The sequence below is a fragment of the Streptomyces bugieae genome (assembly GCF_036352915.1).
Classification (GTDB): Bacteria; Actinomycetota; Actinomycetes; order Streptomycetales; family Streptomycetaceae; genus Streptomyces; species Streptomyces endophytica.
Genome location: NZ_JAZBJP010000004.1, coordinates 271743 through 288733 on the forward strand (window position 1 = coordinate 271743; position 16991 = coordinate 288733).

15 protein-coding genes are annotated in these 16991 nt (G+C 72.5%); 9 read left to right on the forward strand and 6 right to left on the reverse strand.

All coding sequences use genetic code 11. The features are described 5' to 3' along the window. Window positions 1–13 precede the first annotated feature (13 nt). Genes V2J85_RS12960 through V2J85_RS12975 form a run of 4 tightly spaced genes read left to right on the forward strand, consistent with a single transcriptional unit; the run spans window position 14 to window position 3835 of the window. Complete coding sequence (locus tag V2J85_RS12960; protein ID WP_330821653.1) at window positions 14–1291, forward strand: autotransporter outer membrane beta-barrel domain-containing protein; 1278 nt, start codon at window positions 14–16, stop codon at window positions 1289–1291. Next, the gene (legP, locus tag V2J85_RS12965) at window positions 1288–2496 is read left to right on the forward strand and encodes a Dot/Icm T4SS effector Zinc-dependent metalloprotease LegP (protein WP_330821654.1); all 1209 of its coding nucleotides are present in this window, start codon (window positions 1288–1290) and stop codon (window positions 2494–2496) included. Before V2J85_RS12960 ends, legP begins: the two co-directional genes overlap by 4 nt. After that, window positions 2493–3497: an MvdC/MvdD family ATP grasp protein gene (locus V2J85_RS12970; RefSeq protein ID WP_330821655.1), complete on the forward strand. Its 1005-nt coding sequence runs from the start codon at window positions 2493–2495 to the stop codon at window positions 3495–3497. The genes legP and V2J85_RS12970 overlap by 4 nt, the downstream gene beginning before the upstream one ends. Then, the gene (locus V2J85_RS12975; RefSeq protein ID WP_330821656.1) at window positions 3494–3835 is read left to right on the forward strand and encodes a YbaY family lipoprotein; all 342 of its coding nucleotides are present in this window, start codon (window positions 3494–3496) and stop codon (window positions 3833–3835) included. The genes V2J85_RS12970 and V2J85_RS12975 overlap by 4 nt, the downstream gene beginning before the upstream one ends. 59 nt (window positions 3836–3894) lie before the next feature. Here V2J85_RS12975 and V2J85_RS12980 read toward each other — a convergent pair whose 3' ends face one another. The 4 genes from V2J85_RS12980 to V2J85_RS12995 form a co-directional block, all read right to left on the reverse strand. Further along, on the reverse strand, window positions 3895–6135 hold the full coding sequence (locus V2J85_RS12980; RefSeq protein WP_330821657.1) for a xanthine dehydrogenase family protein molybdopterin-binding subunit: 2241 nt from the start codon (window positions 6133–6135) through the stop codon (window positions 3895–3897). Continuing rightward, entirely contained in the window at window positions 6132–7127 is a 996-nt protein-coding gene (locus tag V2J85_RS12985; RefSeq protein ID WP_330821658.1) for an FAD binding domain-containing protein, read from the reverse strand. The genes V2J85_RS12980 and V2J85_RS12985 overlap by 4 nt, the downstream gene beginning before the upstream one ends. A gap of 11 nt (window positions 7128–7138) precedes the next feature. After that, a complete protein-coding gene (locus tag V2J85_RS12990) occupies window positions 7139–7666 on the reverse strand; it encodes a (2Fe-2S)-binding protein (RefSeq protein ID WP_410011232.1) in 528 nt (175 codons plus the stop codon). A gap of 77 nt (window positions 7667–7743) precedes the next feature. Next, window positions 7744–8262: a hypothetical protein gene (locus V2J85_RS12995; protein ID WP_261954529.1), complete on the reverse strand. Its 519-nt coding sequence runs from the start codon at window positions 8260–8262 to the stop codon at window positions 7744–7746. Between the two features lie 168 nt (window positions 8263–8430). Here V2J85_RS12995 and V2J85_RS13000 point away from each other — a divergent pair, with 168 nt between their 5' ends. Both V2J85_RS13000 and V2J85_RS13005 read left to right on the forward strand, forming a co-directional pair. After that, a complete protein-coding gene (locus V2J85_RS13000) occupies window positions 8431–10437 on the forward strand; it encodes an ATP-binding protein (protein ID WP_330821659.1) in 2007 nt (668 codons plus the stop codon). Between the two features lie 157 nt (window positions 10438–10594). Further along, window positions 10595–11716, forward strand: a complete 1122-nt coding sequence (locus V2J85_RS13005) for a baeRF2 domain-containing protein (RefSeq protein WP_261954527.1) — start codon at window positions 10595–10597, stop codon at window positions 11714–11716. On the opposite strand, the gene V2J85_RS13010 is transcribed toward V2J85_RS13005, so the two are convergent. Then, window positions 11689–11892, reverse strand: a complete 204-nt coding sequence (locus V2J85_RS13010; RefSeq protein WP_330821660.1) for a DUF2267 domain-containing protein — start codon at window positions 11890–11892, stop codon at window positions 11689–11691. The two genes, V2J85_RS13005 and V2J85_RS13010, sit on opposite strands and share 28 nt — an antisense overlap. 36 nt (window positions 11893–11928) lie before the next feature. Between V2J85_RS13010 and V2J85_RS13015 the strand changes: the two genes are divergently transcribed. After that, entirely contained in the window at window positions 11929–12561 is a 633-nt protein-coding gene (locus V2J85_RS13015) for a GOLPH3/VPS74 family protein (protein WP_261954525.1), read from the forward strand. 17 nt (window positions 12562–12578) lie between these two features. Here the strand turns inward: V2J85_RS13015 and V2J85_RS13020 are convergent, their stop codons facing one another. After that, the gene (locus tag V2J85_RS13020) at window positions 12579–13337 is read right to left on the reverse strand and encodes a dienelactone hydrolase family protein (RefSeq protein ID WP_261954524.1); all 759 of its coding nucleotides are present in this window, start codon (window positions 13335–13337) and stop codon (window positions 12579–12581) included. Window positions 13338–13800: 463 nt separating this feature from the next. Here V2J85_RS13020 and V2J85_RS13025 point away from each other — a divergent pair, with 463 nt between their 5' ends. Next, entirely contained in the window at window positions 13801–15183 is a 1383-nt protein-coding gene (locus V2J85_RS13025) for a family 2B encapsulin nanocompartment shell protein (protein ID WP_261954523.1), read from the forward strand. A gap of 97 nt (window positions 15184–15280) precedes the next feature. Continuing rightward, window positions 15281–16714, forward strand: a complete 1434-nt coding sequence (locus tag V2J85_RS13030; protein ID WP_261957323.1) for a cysteine desulfurase — start codon at window positions 15281–15283, stop codon at window positions 16712–16714. Window positions 16715–16991: the final 277 nt, after the last annotated feature.

Sequence of the window (16991 nt, forward strand, 5' to 3'; positions counted from 1 at the left end):
CGAGGAGAGAACCATGTCGCCTATCGGACCACCTCAGGCGCAAGACGGCCCCAGCGGCTTCGACCCGGGACAGGAGAACCCGCCGATCAAGTTCGGGGTGTGGGGGGACAGCGCGGTCGGAGCCGGTGTCGTCGGCAGCAGCGGGCAAGCGGGCAACACCGACCCCAGCGGTACCACCCCCGGCGGGGCGGGCACCCTCGGCATCAACAACGAGAGCCAGGGCATCGGAGTGCTGGGCAGGGCCGACAAGAGCACCGGTACGGCCGTGCTCGGTACGAGCAGTCAGGGCACCGGCGTCGCCGGCCTCACCAAGGGGGTGAACCCGGCGGTCGCCGGAACGGCGGCGCAGGGCCCCGGCGTTGCGGGCACCAGCGAGCAGGGTGCCGGAGTCGTCGGCGTCAGCAAGGACGGCACCGGTGTGTCCGGCACCAGTACGGCGGGGGCAGGTCTCTCGGGGACCGGTGAGACGGGGGCCGGCGTCGTCGCCGACAGCAAGAGCGGCACGGGAATCAAGGCCACCAGCGCCACGGGGACCGCGGTGAGTGCCGATTGCTTCGACGGCACCGGCATCCTCGGCCATGCGGGTCACAGCGAGAACAGTGGCTTCGGGTTCGGCTTCAGCCCGAACAGTGGTCCGGGGGTCATGGGCACCAGCTTCCACGGCTCCGGCGTCTTCGGGTTCAGCGAAGACAGCGACGGGGTGTCGGCGGAGGGCCTCGTGGGGCTCTCCGCCTCCGGCCGGCCGATCGCCGGCAGATTCAGCGGCGACGTCCACGTGACCGGCACGCTGACCCAAGGCGCCGCGGACGTCCGCATCGACCACCCGCTCGACCCCGAGAACCACTTCCTGGCCCACGCGTCCGTGGCCTCGCCGGAGATGAAGAACGTCTACGACGGCACCGTCACCCTGGACTCCGAGGGCGCGGCCACGGTCCAACTGCCGGACTACTTCGAGGCGTTGAACGAAGAATTCCAGTACCAGCTCACACCGCTCGGCGATCCGGCGCCCGAGCTGCACATCAGCAGTCCGGTCTCCGAGAACCGCTTCGCGATCGCCGGCGGCCGGCCGGATCAACGCGTCTGCTGGCAGATCACCGGTACCCGGCGGGATGCCTGGGCCCGCGCCAACCCGCTCCGCGCGGAGGCGAAGAAGGCTCCGGAGGAGTGCGGGTACTACCTCCACCCGGAGGCCCACGGACAGCGTTCCGATCGGGCGATCGCCCGCCTTCACCACCCCGATGTGGTGACCCGCCGCGATCTCCGCCCTGCCCGTATCAAGGAGGAAGCATGAATGCCAACCCGTCGGATTCCGCCCGGCGAACCAAGAAGACGACCGCACGCAAGGCCACTTCCCCCCGTAAACCCCGCCGTGAGGCGAGCGGTTGTGGTGAGTGCCGGTCCGGGCCCATCGCCGGGACCGCGCTGCTGAACGGTGTGACCTTCCGCGCCAAGGGTGTCCAGTACGCCGATGTGGACGGCATGGCGGTGGTCGAGGGCGACATCGTCCTCGGCACCGTCGAGGAAGTGCAGCAGGCCGAGGCCGCGGGCGGTCATGAGCTGATGTTCCGGGCGGTGGGGATCACCGGGCAGCAATTCCGCTGGCCGAACGCGACCGTTCCGTTCGAGATCGATCCCGCTCTGCCCAACACAGACCGGGTCTTCGACGCGCTTGCCCACTGGAGGACCCACACCCGGATCACCTTCGAGTCACGGACCGCCGACAACGCGGCCCAGTTCCCCGACTTCGTGCGTTTCGTTCCGGGTGACGGATGTTCCTCCTCGGTGGGCCGGCGAGGGGGTATGCAGAGGATCACGCTGGGCGATTCGTGCAGTGCCGGAAATGCCATCCACGAGATCGGTCACACGGTGGGGCTCTGGCACGAACAAAGCCGGGAGGACCGCGACCAGTTCGTCACGATCGACTTCTCGAACATCGACCCGGCACAGCAGCACAACTTCCTGCAGCAGATCTCGGACGGCGACGACATCGGACCGTACGACTACGGCTCGATCATGCACTATCCGCCGCGGGCCTTCGCCATCGACAGCACTCGGCCGACCATCACCGCGAAGCAGCCGCTCCCGCCCGGTGTGGTGATGGGGCAACGGACCGCGTTGTCCCAGGGCGATCTCGCCGGCGTCCAGGCGCTGTACCCGAACGCCCCCGTCACGGCCAAGGAGATCGGCAAGGACCCCCTCACCGACTTCACGCTGAAGGAGCAGGCGAAGGACCCGGTCCACGACATGCCCCCCAAGCAACCGCACCAAGAACTGATGAGCCCGGCCGCGGCCAGCCCCTTCGTGCTCGCCACGCCGCATCAGTCGCCTGCGCTGGCCGGGCAGTCCGACGGGCTGGCCGAGCAAGTACGCCAGCTCGCCCAGCTGCTCGGTTCCCTCCAGCACGATCTCGCCGCCGTGGCCGCCAGTCACCAGAGCCTGGTGACCCAGCTGGGCCCGCTGTTCGGCAGCGGTGAAAGCGCCGGGCAGCTGCGATGATCCTCGTCATCTCCTACGACGAGGACCACACGCTGGACGTCATCGGCCGGCTGGAGGCCGCCGGTCGGGAGGTGGCCAGGTTCGACCTGGCGGACTTTCCCGCCCACGGAGTGATCAACTTCGACTCTTCGGACGGCAACCAGCCGGTCTGCACCCTGACCACGCCCAGCGCAGAAGCCTCGTTGGCAGGGTGTCGCGTCGCGTGGTGGCGAAGGGTGCGTCCCTTCACCGTCGATCCGACTCTGCGCACGGCCCGGGACCAGGGATTCGCGGCGAGCGAGACCAGCCAGGCGCTGTACGGCATGTTGCACGCGCTCGACTGCACCTGGATCAATCCGCCGTCGCTCGACGCCGTCGCCCACCACAAGCCGTACCAGTGGGAGGTGGCGCGCCGGGTGGGCCTCGTGCTGCCGCGCACCCTGGTCACCAATCAGCCGGAGCGGGCGCGCCGGTTCATCGAGGACGTCGGCGTCGGGCGCACGGTCTTCAAATCCTTCCTCGCCCATGCGGAGGCGTGGCGGGAGACCCGGCTCGTGCGGCCGCGGGACCTGGCGCACCTCGACGCGGTCCGCTACGCCCCGGTGATCTTCCAGGAGTTCGTGCCCGGCGCCGATCTGCGGGTGACGGTGGTGGGGGAGCGCGTCTTCGCCGCCGAGATCGACGCCTCGGCGACCCGCTACCCCGTCGACATGAGGACGGTGGTCGACGAGGCCCGGGTACGGCCGGTGACCCTCCCGCCGGCCCTCACCGACACGCTGCTCCGCTTCCTGCGCCGGCTCGGACTGGTCTACGGCGCCGTCGATCTGCGCCGGCGCCCGGACGGGAGTTACGTCTTCTTCGAGGTCAATCCGGCGGGGCAATGGCTGTTCGTGGAGCACCGGACCGGTCTGCCGATCAGCGCGGAGGTCGCCGGGCTCCTGGCCCGGACCGATGCCCGCGGCGAGGCACCCGACCGGGCGCGAGCGGTGGCGTCGCGGCCTCTGGTCGGGAGGACGGCATGAACCGCACCGTGCGGGGCGTCGTGTCGCTGCCCGCCGATACGCCGGTCACCCGGGCCGCCAGGGTCCTGGTGGAGATCCGCGACGTGTCCCTCGCCGATGCCCCCTCCACCGTGGTGGCCGCCCAGGTCCAGACGGATGTCCCCCTCGCCCCGCACGGCCGGCTGCCCTTCCGCGTGGACGTGCCCGACCTCGACCCGACGGGCGCCTACGGACTCCGCGTCCACGTCGACGTCTCCGGGAGCGGGTCATTGGAGATCGGGGACCTGATCACCACTCAGGCCACCGTCGTCCGGCCGAGGTCCGACGAGGAACTGATCGCACCGGTGACCACGGTCTGACGTCACCGCTCACCATGGCTCACACACTCTGGGCTCACAGCAGGTCCTCGGTCCTGGGCTCACAGCAGGTCCTCGATCGTCACCGGCAGCTTCCGCACCCGCCGGCCCGTCGCGTGGTGGAGGGCGTTGGCGAGGGCGGCCGCGGCGCCGACCTGGCCGATCTCGCCGACGCCCTTGACGCCGAGCGGGTTGACGATGTCGTCGGTGACGTCGACGAGTTCGACCTCGACGTCGGGGGCGTCGGCGTTGACCGGGACGAGGTAGTCGCCCAGGCCGGAGGCGACCCAGCGGCCGCGGCGGGGGTCCATGTAGTTGGCTTCCAGGAGGGCCTGGCCAAGGCCCCAGAGCATGCCGCCCATCAGCTGGCTGCGGGCCGTCTTGGGGTTGAGGACGCGGCCGGGGGCGAAGGCGCCGACCATGCGGCGGACCCGGACGACGCCGAGGTCGGGGTCGACGGCGACCTCGGCGAACTGGGCGCCGAAGGTCATCATCCCGTAGTGGTGGGACTCCGGGGACGGGGACCAGGCGCCGGAGGCCTCGACGTCCGGCAGGAAGTTGCGGTGCAGCAGGTCGCCGTAGGTCTCGCCGGTCGCGGGCGCGTCGTGCAGCATCATCCGGCCGTCCCGTACGGTGACCGCCGCCGGATCGGCGCCGTGCAGCGGGGACTGGGAGTCGGCGACGGCCTGCGCCACCAACTGGTCGCGGAGGCGGGCGGCGGCGGTGTGGACGGCGGCGCTGATCATCCCCGCGCCCGCGGAGCCGACCGCGGCGGCGATGCCCGGCAGCGCCGTGTCACCGCCCTCGAAGCGGCAGCGCTCCCACGGGAGACCGAGGGCATCGGCGGCCACCTGGGTCATCACCGTGGCCACCCCGGTGCCGAAGTCGGGGGTCGCGGCCTGCACGACGGCCGTACCGTCGGCGTACAGCCGGGCCCGGGCCCGCTGCGGGTTGTTCGGGCCGTAGACGGGATAGCCGGCGGCGGCCATGCCGTAGCCGATCAGCCAGTCGCCGTCGCGGTGCGAGCGCGGCGCGGGGCGGCGCCGGTGCCAGCCGAAGCGTTCCGCGCCGCGTGCGTAGCACTCCTTGAGTCCCGTGCTGGACCAGGGGTTTTTGGTGGTCGGGTCGGTCTCGGAGTAGTTGCGCAGGCGCAGTTCGACGGGGTCGATGCCCAGTTGGTGGGCGAGGTCGTCCATCGTGCATTCGAGGGCGAACATGCCGGACGCCTCGCCGGGCGCCCGCATGAAGGTCGGCGTCATGGTGTTGGCGCGGAACAGCCGGTAGACGCCCTCGTAGTGGGCGCAGGCGTAGAGCTGCGAGGCGACGCCCAGCGAGGGCTCGGCCCAGTCGTCGAAGGGCGAGGTGGGGGAGAGCTTGTGGTGCCGCAGCGCGACGAGCCGGCCCTCCTTGTCCGCGCCCAGCTCGATCCGCTGCTCCTGCTCCTCCCGGTGGCCGACCGAGGTGAACATCTGCTCACGGGTCAGCGACAGCTTGACGGGACGTCCGACGTGCCGGGCGGCGAGCGCGGCCAGCGCGGGGTGCGCCCAGATCATGGCCTTGCAGCCGAAACTGCCGCCGACGAAGTGGGAGAGCACACGCACCTTGGAGGGGGACAGGCCGAGCAGCGCCGCCACCGTCAGCTGGGTGGCCGCCACCCCCTGCGTGGCGTCGTACAGGGTCAGTTGGTCGCCGTCCCAGACGGCGGTGGTGGCGGCCGGCTCGATGGGGTTGTGGTGGTTCGCGGCGTAGGTGTACGTGGCGTCGATCCGCACGTCCGCCGCGGCCAGCCCGGCCTCGACATCGCCGCGCACGCTCCGGCCCGGGACGAAACCGCCGAAGATCGCGTCCGGTACGTAGGCGTCGTCCCGCCCCTGGGCGACGGTGGTGACCGAGGGCGTCTCCTGGTACGTGACGCGGACCAGCGCGGCCGCGTGCTGGGCGCGCTCCAGGGTGTCGGCGACCACCACGGCGACCGGTTGCCCGCTGTAGTGGACGACCTCGTCCTGGAGCGGGAAGAAGGTCTGCCCGGGCGCGGGCATACCGGCGAGCGAGGGCAGCAGCGGGGGCTGCGTGGCGATGCCGGGCAGGTTCTCGTGCGTGAGGATCGCGAGCACCCCGCCGGCCTGCCGGGCCTCGTCGGTGTCGATGCCGGTGACCCGGCCGCTCGGCACCCGCGCGCCGACCAGGACGGCGTGGGCACGATCGGTCGGGCGGACGTCCGCGGAGTAGTGCGCGCCGCCGGTGACCTTGTGCCGGCCGTCGACCCGGTCGACGGGGCGGCCGACGGCCGGGGCCGTGGTCATGACGCGTGCTCCGTGCCGGTGAGGGTCGCCAGCGCGCGGACCACGGTCCGCCGGGCCAGCTCGGCCTTGAAGGCGTTGAGCGGCGTGGTGCGGGCGGCGGCCAGCTCCTCGCGGGCGGCCCGCCGGAAGGCCCCGATGTCGGCGGGCGCGCCGCGCAGCAGCTCCTCCGCACGGCGGGCCCGCCAGGGCTTCGTGGCCACCCCGCCCAGCGCCAGCCGTACGTCGCGGATCACCCCGTCCGCCAGATCCACCGCGGCCGCCACGGACGTCAGCGCGAACTCGTACGACTCCCGGTCGCGCACCTTCAGGTAGCACGAGGACCGGGCCATGGCCAGACCGGGCACCTCGATGCCCACCACCAGCTCACCGTGCTCCAGCGGATGCTCCAGATGCGGTGTGGCACCCGGCAGCAGGAAGAAGTCGTCCAGGGCGTGGACCTGCCGGCCGTGCGGCCCCTCGGTGTGGATGCGGGCGTCCAGGGCCATCAGCGGGACGGCGACGTCCGACGGGTGGGTGGCGATGCAGTGCTCGCTGACGCCGAGGACGGCATGGCCGCGGTTGAACCCGTCCAGGGCACCGCAGCCGCTGCCCGGATCGCGCTTGTTGCACGGCGACGACGCGTCGCGGAAGTAGCCGCAGCGCACCCGTTGCATCATGTTGCCGCCCATGCTGGCCATGTGCCGGAGCTGGGCGGACGCCCCGAGCACCAGCGCCTCGGCCACCATGGGGAAGCGCTCCCGTACGGCGGGGGCCTCGGCCACCTCGCTCATACGGGCCAGCGCACCGATGTACAGGCCGCCGTCGGGCCGGTCCTCGATCCCGGTGAGCGGCAGGTCGTTGATGTCCACGAGCCGGCGCGGCAGCAAGACGTTCTGCCGCAGCAGATCGACCTCGGTGGTGCCGCCGGCCAGGAAGTCGCTGGTGGGGTCGGCGGCGACGGCGGCGACCGCGTCGGCGACGGCCGTGGCGCGGGAGTAGCTGATGGGCCGCACGGCGAATCTCCTCAGGCTCGGTCACGGACCGTGCGGATGGCGGCCCGGATGTGGGGGTAGGCGGCGCAGCGGCAGATGTTGCCGCTCATCCACTCGGCGATCTCGCGGTCGTCCGAGGCGTGGCCCTCCTTGAGCAGTGCCACCGCGGACATGATCTGGCCCGGGGTGCAGTAGCCGCACTGGAACGCGTCCTGCTCGATGAACGCGCTCTGCATGGCGTGCAGCTCATCGCCCTCGGCCAGGCCCTCGATGGTGGTGACCTCGCGTCCCTCGCAGGTGATCGCCAGGGTCAGGCAGGCCAGCACCCGGCGCCCGTCGACCCATACCGTGCAGGCCCCGCAGGTGCCCTGGTCACAGCCCTTCTTCGCGCCCGTCAGGTCCAGGCGTTCGCGCAGCGCGTCCAGAAGGCTGACGCGCGGCTCGACCTCCACCGCGCGGTCGACGCCGTTCACCGTCAGCGTGATCCTCACCGGCTCGGGGCCGCGCTCCGGCAGTACGGCTCGCGCGGGCGCCCGGGAGGGGATGTCCGGAGCAGACACGGGCGGACCTCCTCTGGCTGGAGTTCTCATCGTGTTTCATCGCCGCCCGGACCGCGACCCGGCGGGTCGCGGGGCGCTCACTTGGTCAACACGTTCGCGGCGATGATGAACAGCCCGAGCAGCGCGTCCACGCCCCCGACCCGGCACGACGCCGGCCAACTCCGCCCCGCCGCCCGGGCCCCCCACACGCCCCAGCCGAACAGCGCCGCCGTGTTGAACGTCAGCGCCACGTCGATCGCGCCCTCCTCGCCCCACCACTCCAGGTAGGAGCCGAACAGCGCGGCGACCGTCGGCAGTGTCGCGACCACCAGCGGCCACTCGGCGAGCATCGAGCGCACCGCGCTCGTGGTGACCGGAGCCGCGTCGGCCGTACGGTGCGCGATGGCGTGCGCGTAGCCGTGCGCCGCGGCCGACGCGACGGCGGTCACCAGCACCCACGCCGCGTCGTACCCGGGGTCCAGGGGCCCGTGCTCGCTGCCGAGGGCGGCCGCCAGCGCACTGGCGAGGACCGAGCCGTAGACCCCGCCGAACAGGAGCCGCTGCAACGGCCCCCCGCGGCGGGGAGGAGGGGTGGACCGGCTGACCTTGTCGCTCACGTTGCCACCTCGCGGGACGGACGGGCACGCTGCTGCCACGGTCCCAGCAGATGCCACCGCACGCGACGCGGGACGAGCGGCCCGGATACCGCCGGCGACGGGCGGCGACCGGCGCCCGTCGCCGGAAAACCCAGCTGGGCGAGGGGGCGGTCGGCTAGAAAAGGGACCGTGAACCAGTCATCCAACGACCTGAGTGGCACCGTCACCGGCCCGGTCGTGCAGGCCGGCCACGTGGGGGAGCTGCACCTCACGCCCTCGGCGCCCACCGCACTGGCCGGGCTGCCCCCGGCGCCGCCGGAGTTCACCGGCAGACAGGAGGCGCTGCGCACCCTGACCGCCGCGCTGCGCCCAGCCTCCCCGGGGGCGCGGGACGCGTCGGCGCCGTCGGCCGCGGCCCCGCCGCTGGTCGTGTCCGCGCTGGTGGGCACCGCAGGCGTCGGCAAGACCGCACTCGCCCTGCGCGCCGCGCACGACGCCGTGGCGGCGGGCTGGTTCCCCGGCGGGGTGCTCTTCATCAACCTCCAGGGCTACGACGGGCACCGCTACGTCCGGCCGGACATCGCGGTCTCCGTCTTCCTGAGCGCGCTCGGCGTCCCCGACGAACTCTTCCCGCCCACCTTCGAGGGCCGGCTGTCGCTGTACCGCTCGAAGCTGGCCGAACGCGCCGCCCGGCACGGCGCCGCGCTCGTCGTGCTCGACAACGCCTCCTCGACGGACCAGGTCGGCCCGCTGCTGCCCGGCTCCCCGGCCCACCGGGTCGTCGTCACCAGCCGCCGCACCCTCGGGGACCTCCCCGGCTCCCGGATCCTCGACCTCGGCGTCCTGGCACCGGCCGAGGCCGCCGCCCTGATCAGCCGCACGCTCCGGATGCGCCGCCCCGACGACACCCGCGCCCTCGACGAGCCCGGAGCCGTACGCGACCTCACCGCACTCTGCGGCCACCTGCCCCTCGCGCTCGCCGTCGTGGCCTCGATACTGGCCGGTGACCCGGACCAGTCCGTCGGCGAACTCACCGCGGCCCTGCGCGACCGCGCCACCCGCCTGGAGGAGCTGTCCTACGGTGACCGCCGTTCGGTGACCGCCGCCTTCGACCTGTCGTACGCCCGGCTCGCCGCCGACGAGGCCCGGATGTTCCGGCTGCTGTCGCTCAACCCGGGTCAGCAGGTGAGCGTCGAGGCGGCCGCCGCGCTGGCCGGGGAGCCCGTGCCCCGGGCCAGGAAACTGCTGCGCGCGCTGCGTGACGTCCACATGGTCGAGCCCGGCAAACCCCGCGGCTGGGTCCGCTTCCACGACCTGCTGCGGCTGTTCGCCGAGCGGCGCCGCCACGAGGAGGAGGACGCGGCGGGCGTCGAGGACGCCGTCGACCGGCTGCTGGCCCACTACCGCGATGCCGCCCGGGACGCCACCGAGCGCATCGTGGCGGCGGCCCGCGCGCGCCGGCGGGACGACGCCGCGGAGGACTGGCTCGACACCGAGCGTCTGAACCTGCGGTCGGCCCTCCATCTGGCGCAGCGGCACGGCCGGCCCGCCGTGATGCTGCCGCTGGCGCACGACGTCAGCTGGTTCCTCCGCCGCCAGCAGGACTGGGACGCCGGCCTGGAAGTGTGCGACATGGCCGTGGAGTTCGCGCACACCGTCGCGGACCCCGCCCAGCAGGCCCTGGCCCTGTACGACAAGGGCGACTTCCTCAAGCACAAGCAGGACTTCGACCGGGCGCTGCCCCTCTTCGCCGAGGCACTCGACCACTACCGGGCGCTCGGCGACCGTACCGGCGAGGCCCGTACGCTGCACAGCATGGGCACGGCCGCCCGCCGCCTCTGCCGGTACGCGGAGGCGGACGGCCATTACGCCGCCGCCTTACCGCTCTTCCGGGCGCTCGACGACCACCAGGCCACCGCGCACACCCTCTTCAACCTGGCGTTCACGGCCCGCCTGCGGGGCAGCCGCGTCGCGGCCCACGACCACTACCGGTCGGCACTCGACCTCTACCACCGGCTCGGCAACACGGTCGGGTGGGCCCGCACCCTGCAGCACCTCGGCCACCTCGCGGTGGCCGACAACCGGCCGGCCGAGGCCCGCAGTTACTGGGAACGGGCGCGGACGGCGTACGAGGAGGCCGAACTCCCGTTGGCCGCGGAGGAGGTCACGGAGCTGCTGGGCGGGCTGCCGGTGTGAACCGCGCGGGGTGACGGTGCGCGGACGGCGGCCTACGGTCCGCGGCCGGGCCCCGACGACCCGGTAGCGGCCCGTACCGCACCGCCAGCGGACGCGCCGTACGCCTCCCGGGCGCATCATGGGCCCAGGGATGGTTCCGTTCCCGGCAGGAGTGGCGATGCGACTTTCTTTCCTCGAACCGCTCTACAAGGAAGCCGGCCCGTTCGCCTCGGTGTACCTCGACACCTCGCGCGACAGTGCCATCGAGGACCCGGACTCCGCCATCGCGCTGCGCTGGCGGCATCTGCGCGACGACCTGCTCGCCGAAGGGGCGGACCCGGAGTCCATCGCCGCCGTGGCGGGCACCGTCGGCGACGACGTCCGGGTGCCCGGCCGGCACGGGCAGGCCCTGTTCACCGCGCACGGGAAGCTCGTCCTCCAGGACGAACTGCCCCGCCCGCCGGCACAGGACACGGCCCATTTCGGCGCACTGCCCGACACCCTGCCGCTGATCGCCCAGCACGCGCCCGAGATCGCCTATCTGGCAGTACGTGTCCACTACATGGGCCGCCACTCCACCGACGCCGAGGGCACCGTCCGCATCGACACCGAGGCCGGGACCTGGCCCCTGACCAAGGTGACGCCCGGGGACCGGCTCCACCTGGAGGTCCCGGTGGCCGAATGGCAGCACCTCACCGAGCGGCTCGGCCGGCAGCTGGAGACGCAGGCCCGCCGCCGCGGCGCCGAGACGCTGCTGCTCGCCGGTGACGCCTGGGCCCGCGGCATCCTGGCCCGCCGGCTGCCCGCCTATCTGCGCGGCCGGCTGGCCACCGCCGAGGGCGGCGGCCGGCCGGAACCGGGACGGGCACTGCTGGAGAGCCAGCTCGACCGGCTCTTCAGCGGGCGCATGGCCGCCCACGACCGCACCCTCCTGGAGACCTTCCTCGCCCGGCGGGCTCACGACGGGGCCTGTGCCGAAGGGCTCGCGGCCACGGTCGCGGCACTGCAGCGCGGCCAGGCCAGTGCGCTCTTCCTCAACAACCACCCGGAGTCGCCGCTGCGCCTGTGGGTGGGCCCGGAGCCCGGCCAGCTCGCCCTCACGGAGCGCGACCTGCGGGTCTACGGCGTGGCGACCGTACGCGAGGAACGCGCCGACGCCGCGCTCACCCGCGCGCTGGTGGGCACCGGCGCGGAACTCGTCCTCGTCCCCGAGCAGCAGCTGAGGCTGCGCGAGGGGGTCGGCGTGCTGCTGCGCTACGCCGATGCCGTGCGCTACGGCGACGAGGCGCAGGCGGCCTGAGGCACGGCCGGTCGGTCGCCGAGCCCCGGCTTGCCGAAGAAGACGGCGTGGCCCGAGGGCGGCCGGCCGAGGACCTGGTTCAGCTCCCCGCCGGACCCGGCTTCGGCGACGGTGCACAGCACGGCGCGGGCGTCCCACTCGGCCGTACGGGTCCGGGCGGATGCAGCCGGGCCCACCACTCCGTAAGCTCGAAACAGACGTGGGGAGCCGTCATGACCACACCGCGGGACCTGCTGATCGTGGCCCTGGGCGAGGCGTCGCCTCCCGAGCAGGGCGACCTGTCGCTCGCGCTCGCCGGGGCCGAGCTGATCGACCTGCTGCGGGCCCAGGCCGCCGCGCTGGACGGCGAGCGGATCGTTCCCGGATACCGGCCGAGCGCGGCCGATCGCCTGTTGGACGAGGCGGCCGGAGCGCTCGTCCAGCAGGAGCCGTACGAGTCGGTCGAGGACTGGCTGTGGCGCAGGGGCCGCGGGCTGTACACGGCGTACCTGTCCGCCCTCGAAGCGGGCGGCGAGCTCACCCGTGAACGCCGGGGCCACTGGAGGCCGTTCCGGGCCGGTGAGCTGGTGCTGGCCGAATCGCCCGCGCGCCGTGCGGCGGCGGACCGCTGGGCGGCGGACGAACCCGTCCTCGCCGCCCTCGCGGCAAACCTCGGGATCGGCGGGGAGCCGACCGAAGACCCCCGGACCGGGGGTCTCAAGGACGACGGACCGCCGGCGGACGAGTCGGTGGAGACGGTGCTCGCCGCCGTCCATGACGCGCTGAGCGAGCTGGGGTACCAGCGGCAGCGGCGCGCCATCGACAAGGCCGCGTTCGACAACATCTGGCGGGGCGGCCCCGGTTGACGCCCGGGCGGGCCGGCTCAGCCGAGCGTGCGCCCGAACAGCTCCAGCAGGTTGCGCCAGTGCCGGTCGTCCGCCGCGCCGTTGTAGGCGGCGGTGTCGGTCTGGGTGTAGCCGTGCTGGGCGCCTTCGTACACCTCGCTGCGGTAGCGCACGCCCGCGGTGTCCAGGGCCTGCTCCAGGGCCTTGACCGCCTCGGCCGGCAGCGACGAGTCCTGATCGGCGTGCCCGAAGTACACCTCCGCCGTGATGCGGTCGACGATGCGGTGCGGGCTGTCCTCGGCATCCGTGGTCAGATGGCCGGCGTGGAACGAGGCCACCGCCGCGATGCGGTCGGGGTGGGCCGCGGCGGTGCGGAGCGCGAGGACGCCACCCATGCAGTAGCCGGTGGTGCCCACCGGGCCGTCGGCGACCAGCGGCGAGGCGGCCAGCCAGTCGAGGTACGCGCCGGCGTCCCGCACGGCCCGCTCAGGGGTGAGCTCCCGGATGATCGGGAAGAGCTGCTCGAAGATCTCGGGCCGCTCGGCGGGGTTGATGAAGTCGGGGAGTTCCACCACGGGCGCCCGCCCGGTGCGGTACAGGACGTTGGGCACCAGCACCGTGTAGCCGTGTCCGGCCAGGCGCCTGGCCATCGCCTCCAATGAGGCGCGCAGCCCGAAGGCGTCCATGTACAGCAGGACCCCCGGGTGCGCGCGGCCGTCGTCGGGGTGGGCGAGATAGGCGTCCACGACGCCGTCCTGCGTGGGAATGTCCAGGGCCGTACCGTGCACGGTGGTCATGTCCGTACCTTTCATCGGGTGACACGTTCCTACAACGTCGGGCAGCCCCTGATCCATTCCGCGGCACAACGCGCCGAACTGCGGCGCAACACCGTGCCGGGACACCGGTCGGTGTCATGAGCCAGCGCCATAAGCCGCCCTTTAGGAAACGCAAAGCTGTGTTATGAGGGGAAATCAGGTCGTATGCGCAGCACCGGGTTGTGCCTGGTGGGGCGTTCGAGAACGCCTGGACGGGGGGCGTCGCGGCCCTTCGGTAATTCCCCTCGTGGTCGCGGCGATGTGACGGCCCGTAGTCGTACGTCCATGCGAAATGGAGACGTGAGAACGGGGCGCAATTCCGGCCGGAGGCCGGCGAACGGTTGGTTGCGGGTGGGCGACGCCCGCCCGGACGATCGGGCTGTTCCCGCATGTCGTCCGGCCGTACGCCGGCCGTCCGGCATGCCTGTGTGCGAGGAGGGGTCCCGTGAACGACCAGTTGAGCCTCAGCCCGGATGCCGCACGGCAGCTCGCGACAACCACCAAGACCACCCCGCAGATGCGCGGCATCACCCCGCGCTATCTGCTGCGTGCACTGCCCTGGGTCGACGTCGAAGCGGGCGTGTTCCGCGTCAACCGGCGGCGTACCTACGTTCTCGGCGACGACCGCATCAGCACGCACAACGACGGCGGTTCGCCCCGCGTCATCCCGGGCGACCTGCGGGAACTGCCGTACCTCCGGGAGGCCGACGACGATCTGCTGACCGAACTGGCCGGCGCCTTCACGGAAGTGCCCTTCGAGGCCGGGCAGATGCTGGCCCAGGACGGTGAGGCGCACGACCAGCTGTGGGTGATCGCCCAGGGCCGTGCCGAGAAGCGGGTCAGCGGCCGCTACGGCGAGGACGCGGTGCTCGAAGTGATCGGCGACGGCCAGTTCTTCGACCTCGACTCCTGGACCCGCGACGAGCCCATGCCGTACCGCGTCCGGGCGCTCACCCCCGGTGTGGCCCTGTGCGTCAACCGCAGCGCGCTCGCCGGACTGTGCGACCGCGACGCGACGGTGCGCGGAGCGCTGGACGCCTACCTCTCGACGGACGGCGTGCTGCCCGGCGCCGAGGTGCCGGTCGACCTCAGCTCCGGCCACGTCGGCGAACCCGACCTCCCGGGAACCTTCGTGGACTACGAGGACACGCCCCGCGAGTACCACATGACCCTCGCGCAGACCGTCCTCCGCGTCCACACCAGGGTCTCCGACCTCTACAACGGGCCCATCGACCAGATCCGCGCCCAGTCCAACCTCACCGTGCACGCCCTGCGGGAGCGGCAGGAGGCCTCGCTGCTCAACCACCCGGAGTTCGGGCTCTTCAACAACGTGGCGCCCGGGCAGCGGGTGCAGGCGCGCACCGGCTCACCGACCCCCGACGACCTGGACGAACTGCTGACCCGGGTCTGGAAGCAGCCCGGCTACTTCCTCGCGCACCCCAGGGCCATCGCCGCGTTCGGCCGGGAGTGTACGCGCCGGGGTGTGCCCCCGATCATCGACACCCGGTTCGGCAGCCCGCTGCTGACCTGGCGCGGCGTCCCGCTGCTGCCGTCCGACAAGGTGCGGTTCTCCGGCGGCGCGGGCATCGGCACGACCGAGATCCTGCTGATGCGGGTGGGCGAGGCCGAGCAGGGGGTGGTGGGCCTGCGCCCCGCCAAGATCGAGGACGAGGTGGAACCCGGCCTGTCGATGCGGAACATGGGCGTCGACCAGAAGGGCATCACGTCGTACCTGATGACGGCGTACTTCAACACCGCGGTACTGGTGGAGGACGCACTCGCCGTCCTCCAGAACGTCGAGGTCGCCAACTACCATGACTACTCCTGACGTCCTCCGGGGCGCCTGGCCGAGCGCCCCGGCTGCGACCACGACACCGGTCACGGAACCGGTCACGAGCTCGGCGGCAAGCCCGGTCACGGGCCCGGTGGCGGGCTTGGGAACGGCCCCCGTTGCGGATCCGGTCACGGGTTCCGTTCCGGGTTCCGTTCCGGGTTCTGCGCCGGGTTCTGTGCCGGGCTCCGTCACGCATCCAGTCCCGGGGTCCGTCACGGATCCTGCCGGTGCGCAGGCCTCCGCCGATGCCCCTGCCCCGCCGTCCGCCGCCACCGTTCTCCCCGGTCAACCGGCCGGATTCGCACCGGAGTTGGCCCGGCGGGACATCCCGATCCTGCACCGGACGGTGAACGGGCACCCCCTCGTGTGGCTGGACAACGGAGCCACCACCCAGAAGCCGCGCCAGGTGATCGAGGCGCTGGCCGGCTTCTACGGGTCCGCCAACTCCAACATCCACCGCGGCGCGCACACCATGGCCCGGGAGGCCACCGAGGCGTACGAGGCGGGCCGGGCGGCGGTGGCCCAGTTCCTGGGCGCGCCGTCACCGGACGACATCGTCTTCGTACGCGGCACCACCGAGGCGATCAACCTCGTCGCCCAGAGCTGGGGACGGGCGAACCTCGGTCCCGGGGACGACATCCTGGTCTCCACACTGGAGCACCACTCGAACATCGTGCCCTGGCAGCTGATCGCCAAGGAGACCCGGGCCCGGGTGGTACCCGTACCGCTGCAACCGGACGGGCAGGTCGACCTCGACGCCTACGCCGATCTGCTCTCCATGCGCACCCAGCTCGTCGCGCTCAGCCAGGTCTCGAACGTGCTCGGCACCGTCGTGCCGGTACGGGAGATGACCGCGCTGGCGCACCGGTACGGCGCGAAGGTGCTGGTGGACGGGGCGCAGGCGGTGGCGCACTTCCCCGTCGACGTCACGGACCTGGACGCCGACTTCTACGCGTTCTCGGGCCACAAGCTGTTCGCCCCCACGGGCATCGGCGCCCTGTACGCGAAGCCGGACGTCCTGGAGAAGATGCCGCCGTGGCAGGGCGGCGGGAACATGATCGAGTCCGTCGACTTCACCCGCACCACCTACGCGCCCGTGCCGCACCGTATGGAGGCCGGCACCGGGCACATCTCCGGAGTGGTCGGTCTGCTGTCCGCGCTGAACTGGCTGACCTCCTTCGACCGGAACGCCATCGCCGCCTATGAGACGGCGCTGACGGCCCATGCCCAGCAGGCGCTGTCCACGGTGCCGGGTCTGGAACTGCTGGGCTCCGCACCCGGCCGGGTCGGCGTCCTGACCTTCACCCTCGCCGGCCAGGACCCGTCACGGATCGCCGACTGGCTGGACCGCGACGGCATCGCCATCCGCGCCGGCCACCACTGCGCCCAACCCGCCCTGGCCCACTACGGGTTGACGAGCGCCGCGCGCGCCTCACTGGCGCTCTACAACACCCCTGAGGAGGTGGACAAGCTGGTGGCCTCACTGCAACAACTGCAACAACTGCAAGGGCGACAGGGCGCTTGACGGGGCGTCCGTGAGCCGCAGCTGAGCCCTCCCCTCCCGTCGTGTCCCGTCGTCGCCGTCCGTATCACCGGCGGCGACGACGGGACGCGTCACCCACCCGACGACAAGCGACACGACGTCGTGACGCTGACCCGACGGTCTCCCCGGGGACGGGTACGGGGACGGGTACGGGGACGGGGATGGGGGCAGGGCGGGCATGAGGGCGGGGCGGGGATGTGAAGGGGGCAACCGTGCACGTCGAAGCGTGCTCTTGTGCCAGGCTCCCGCGCTTTCATCC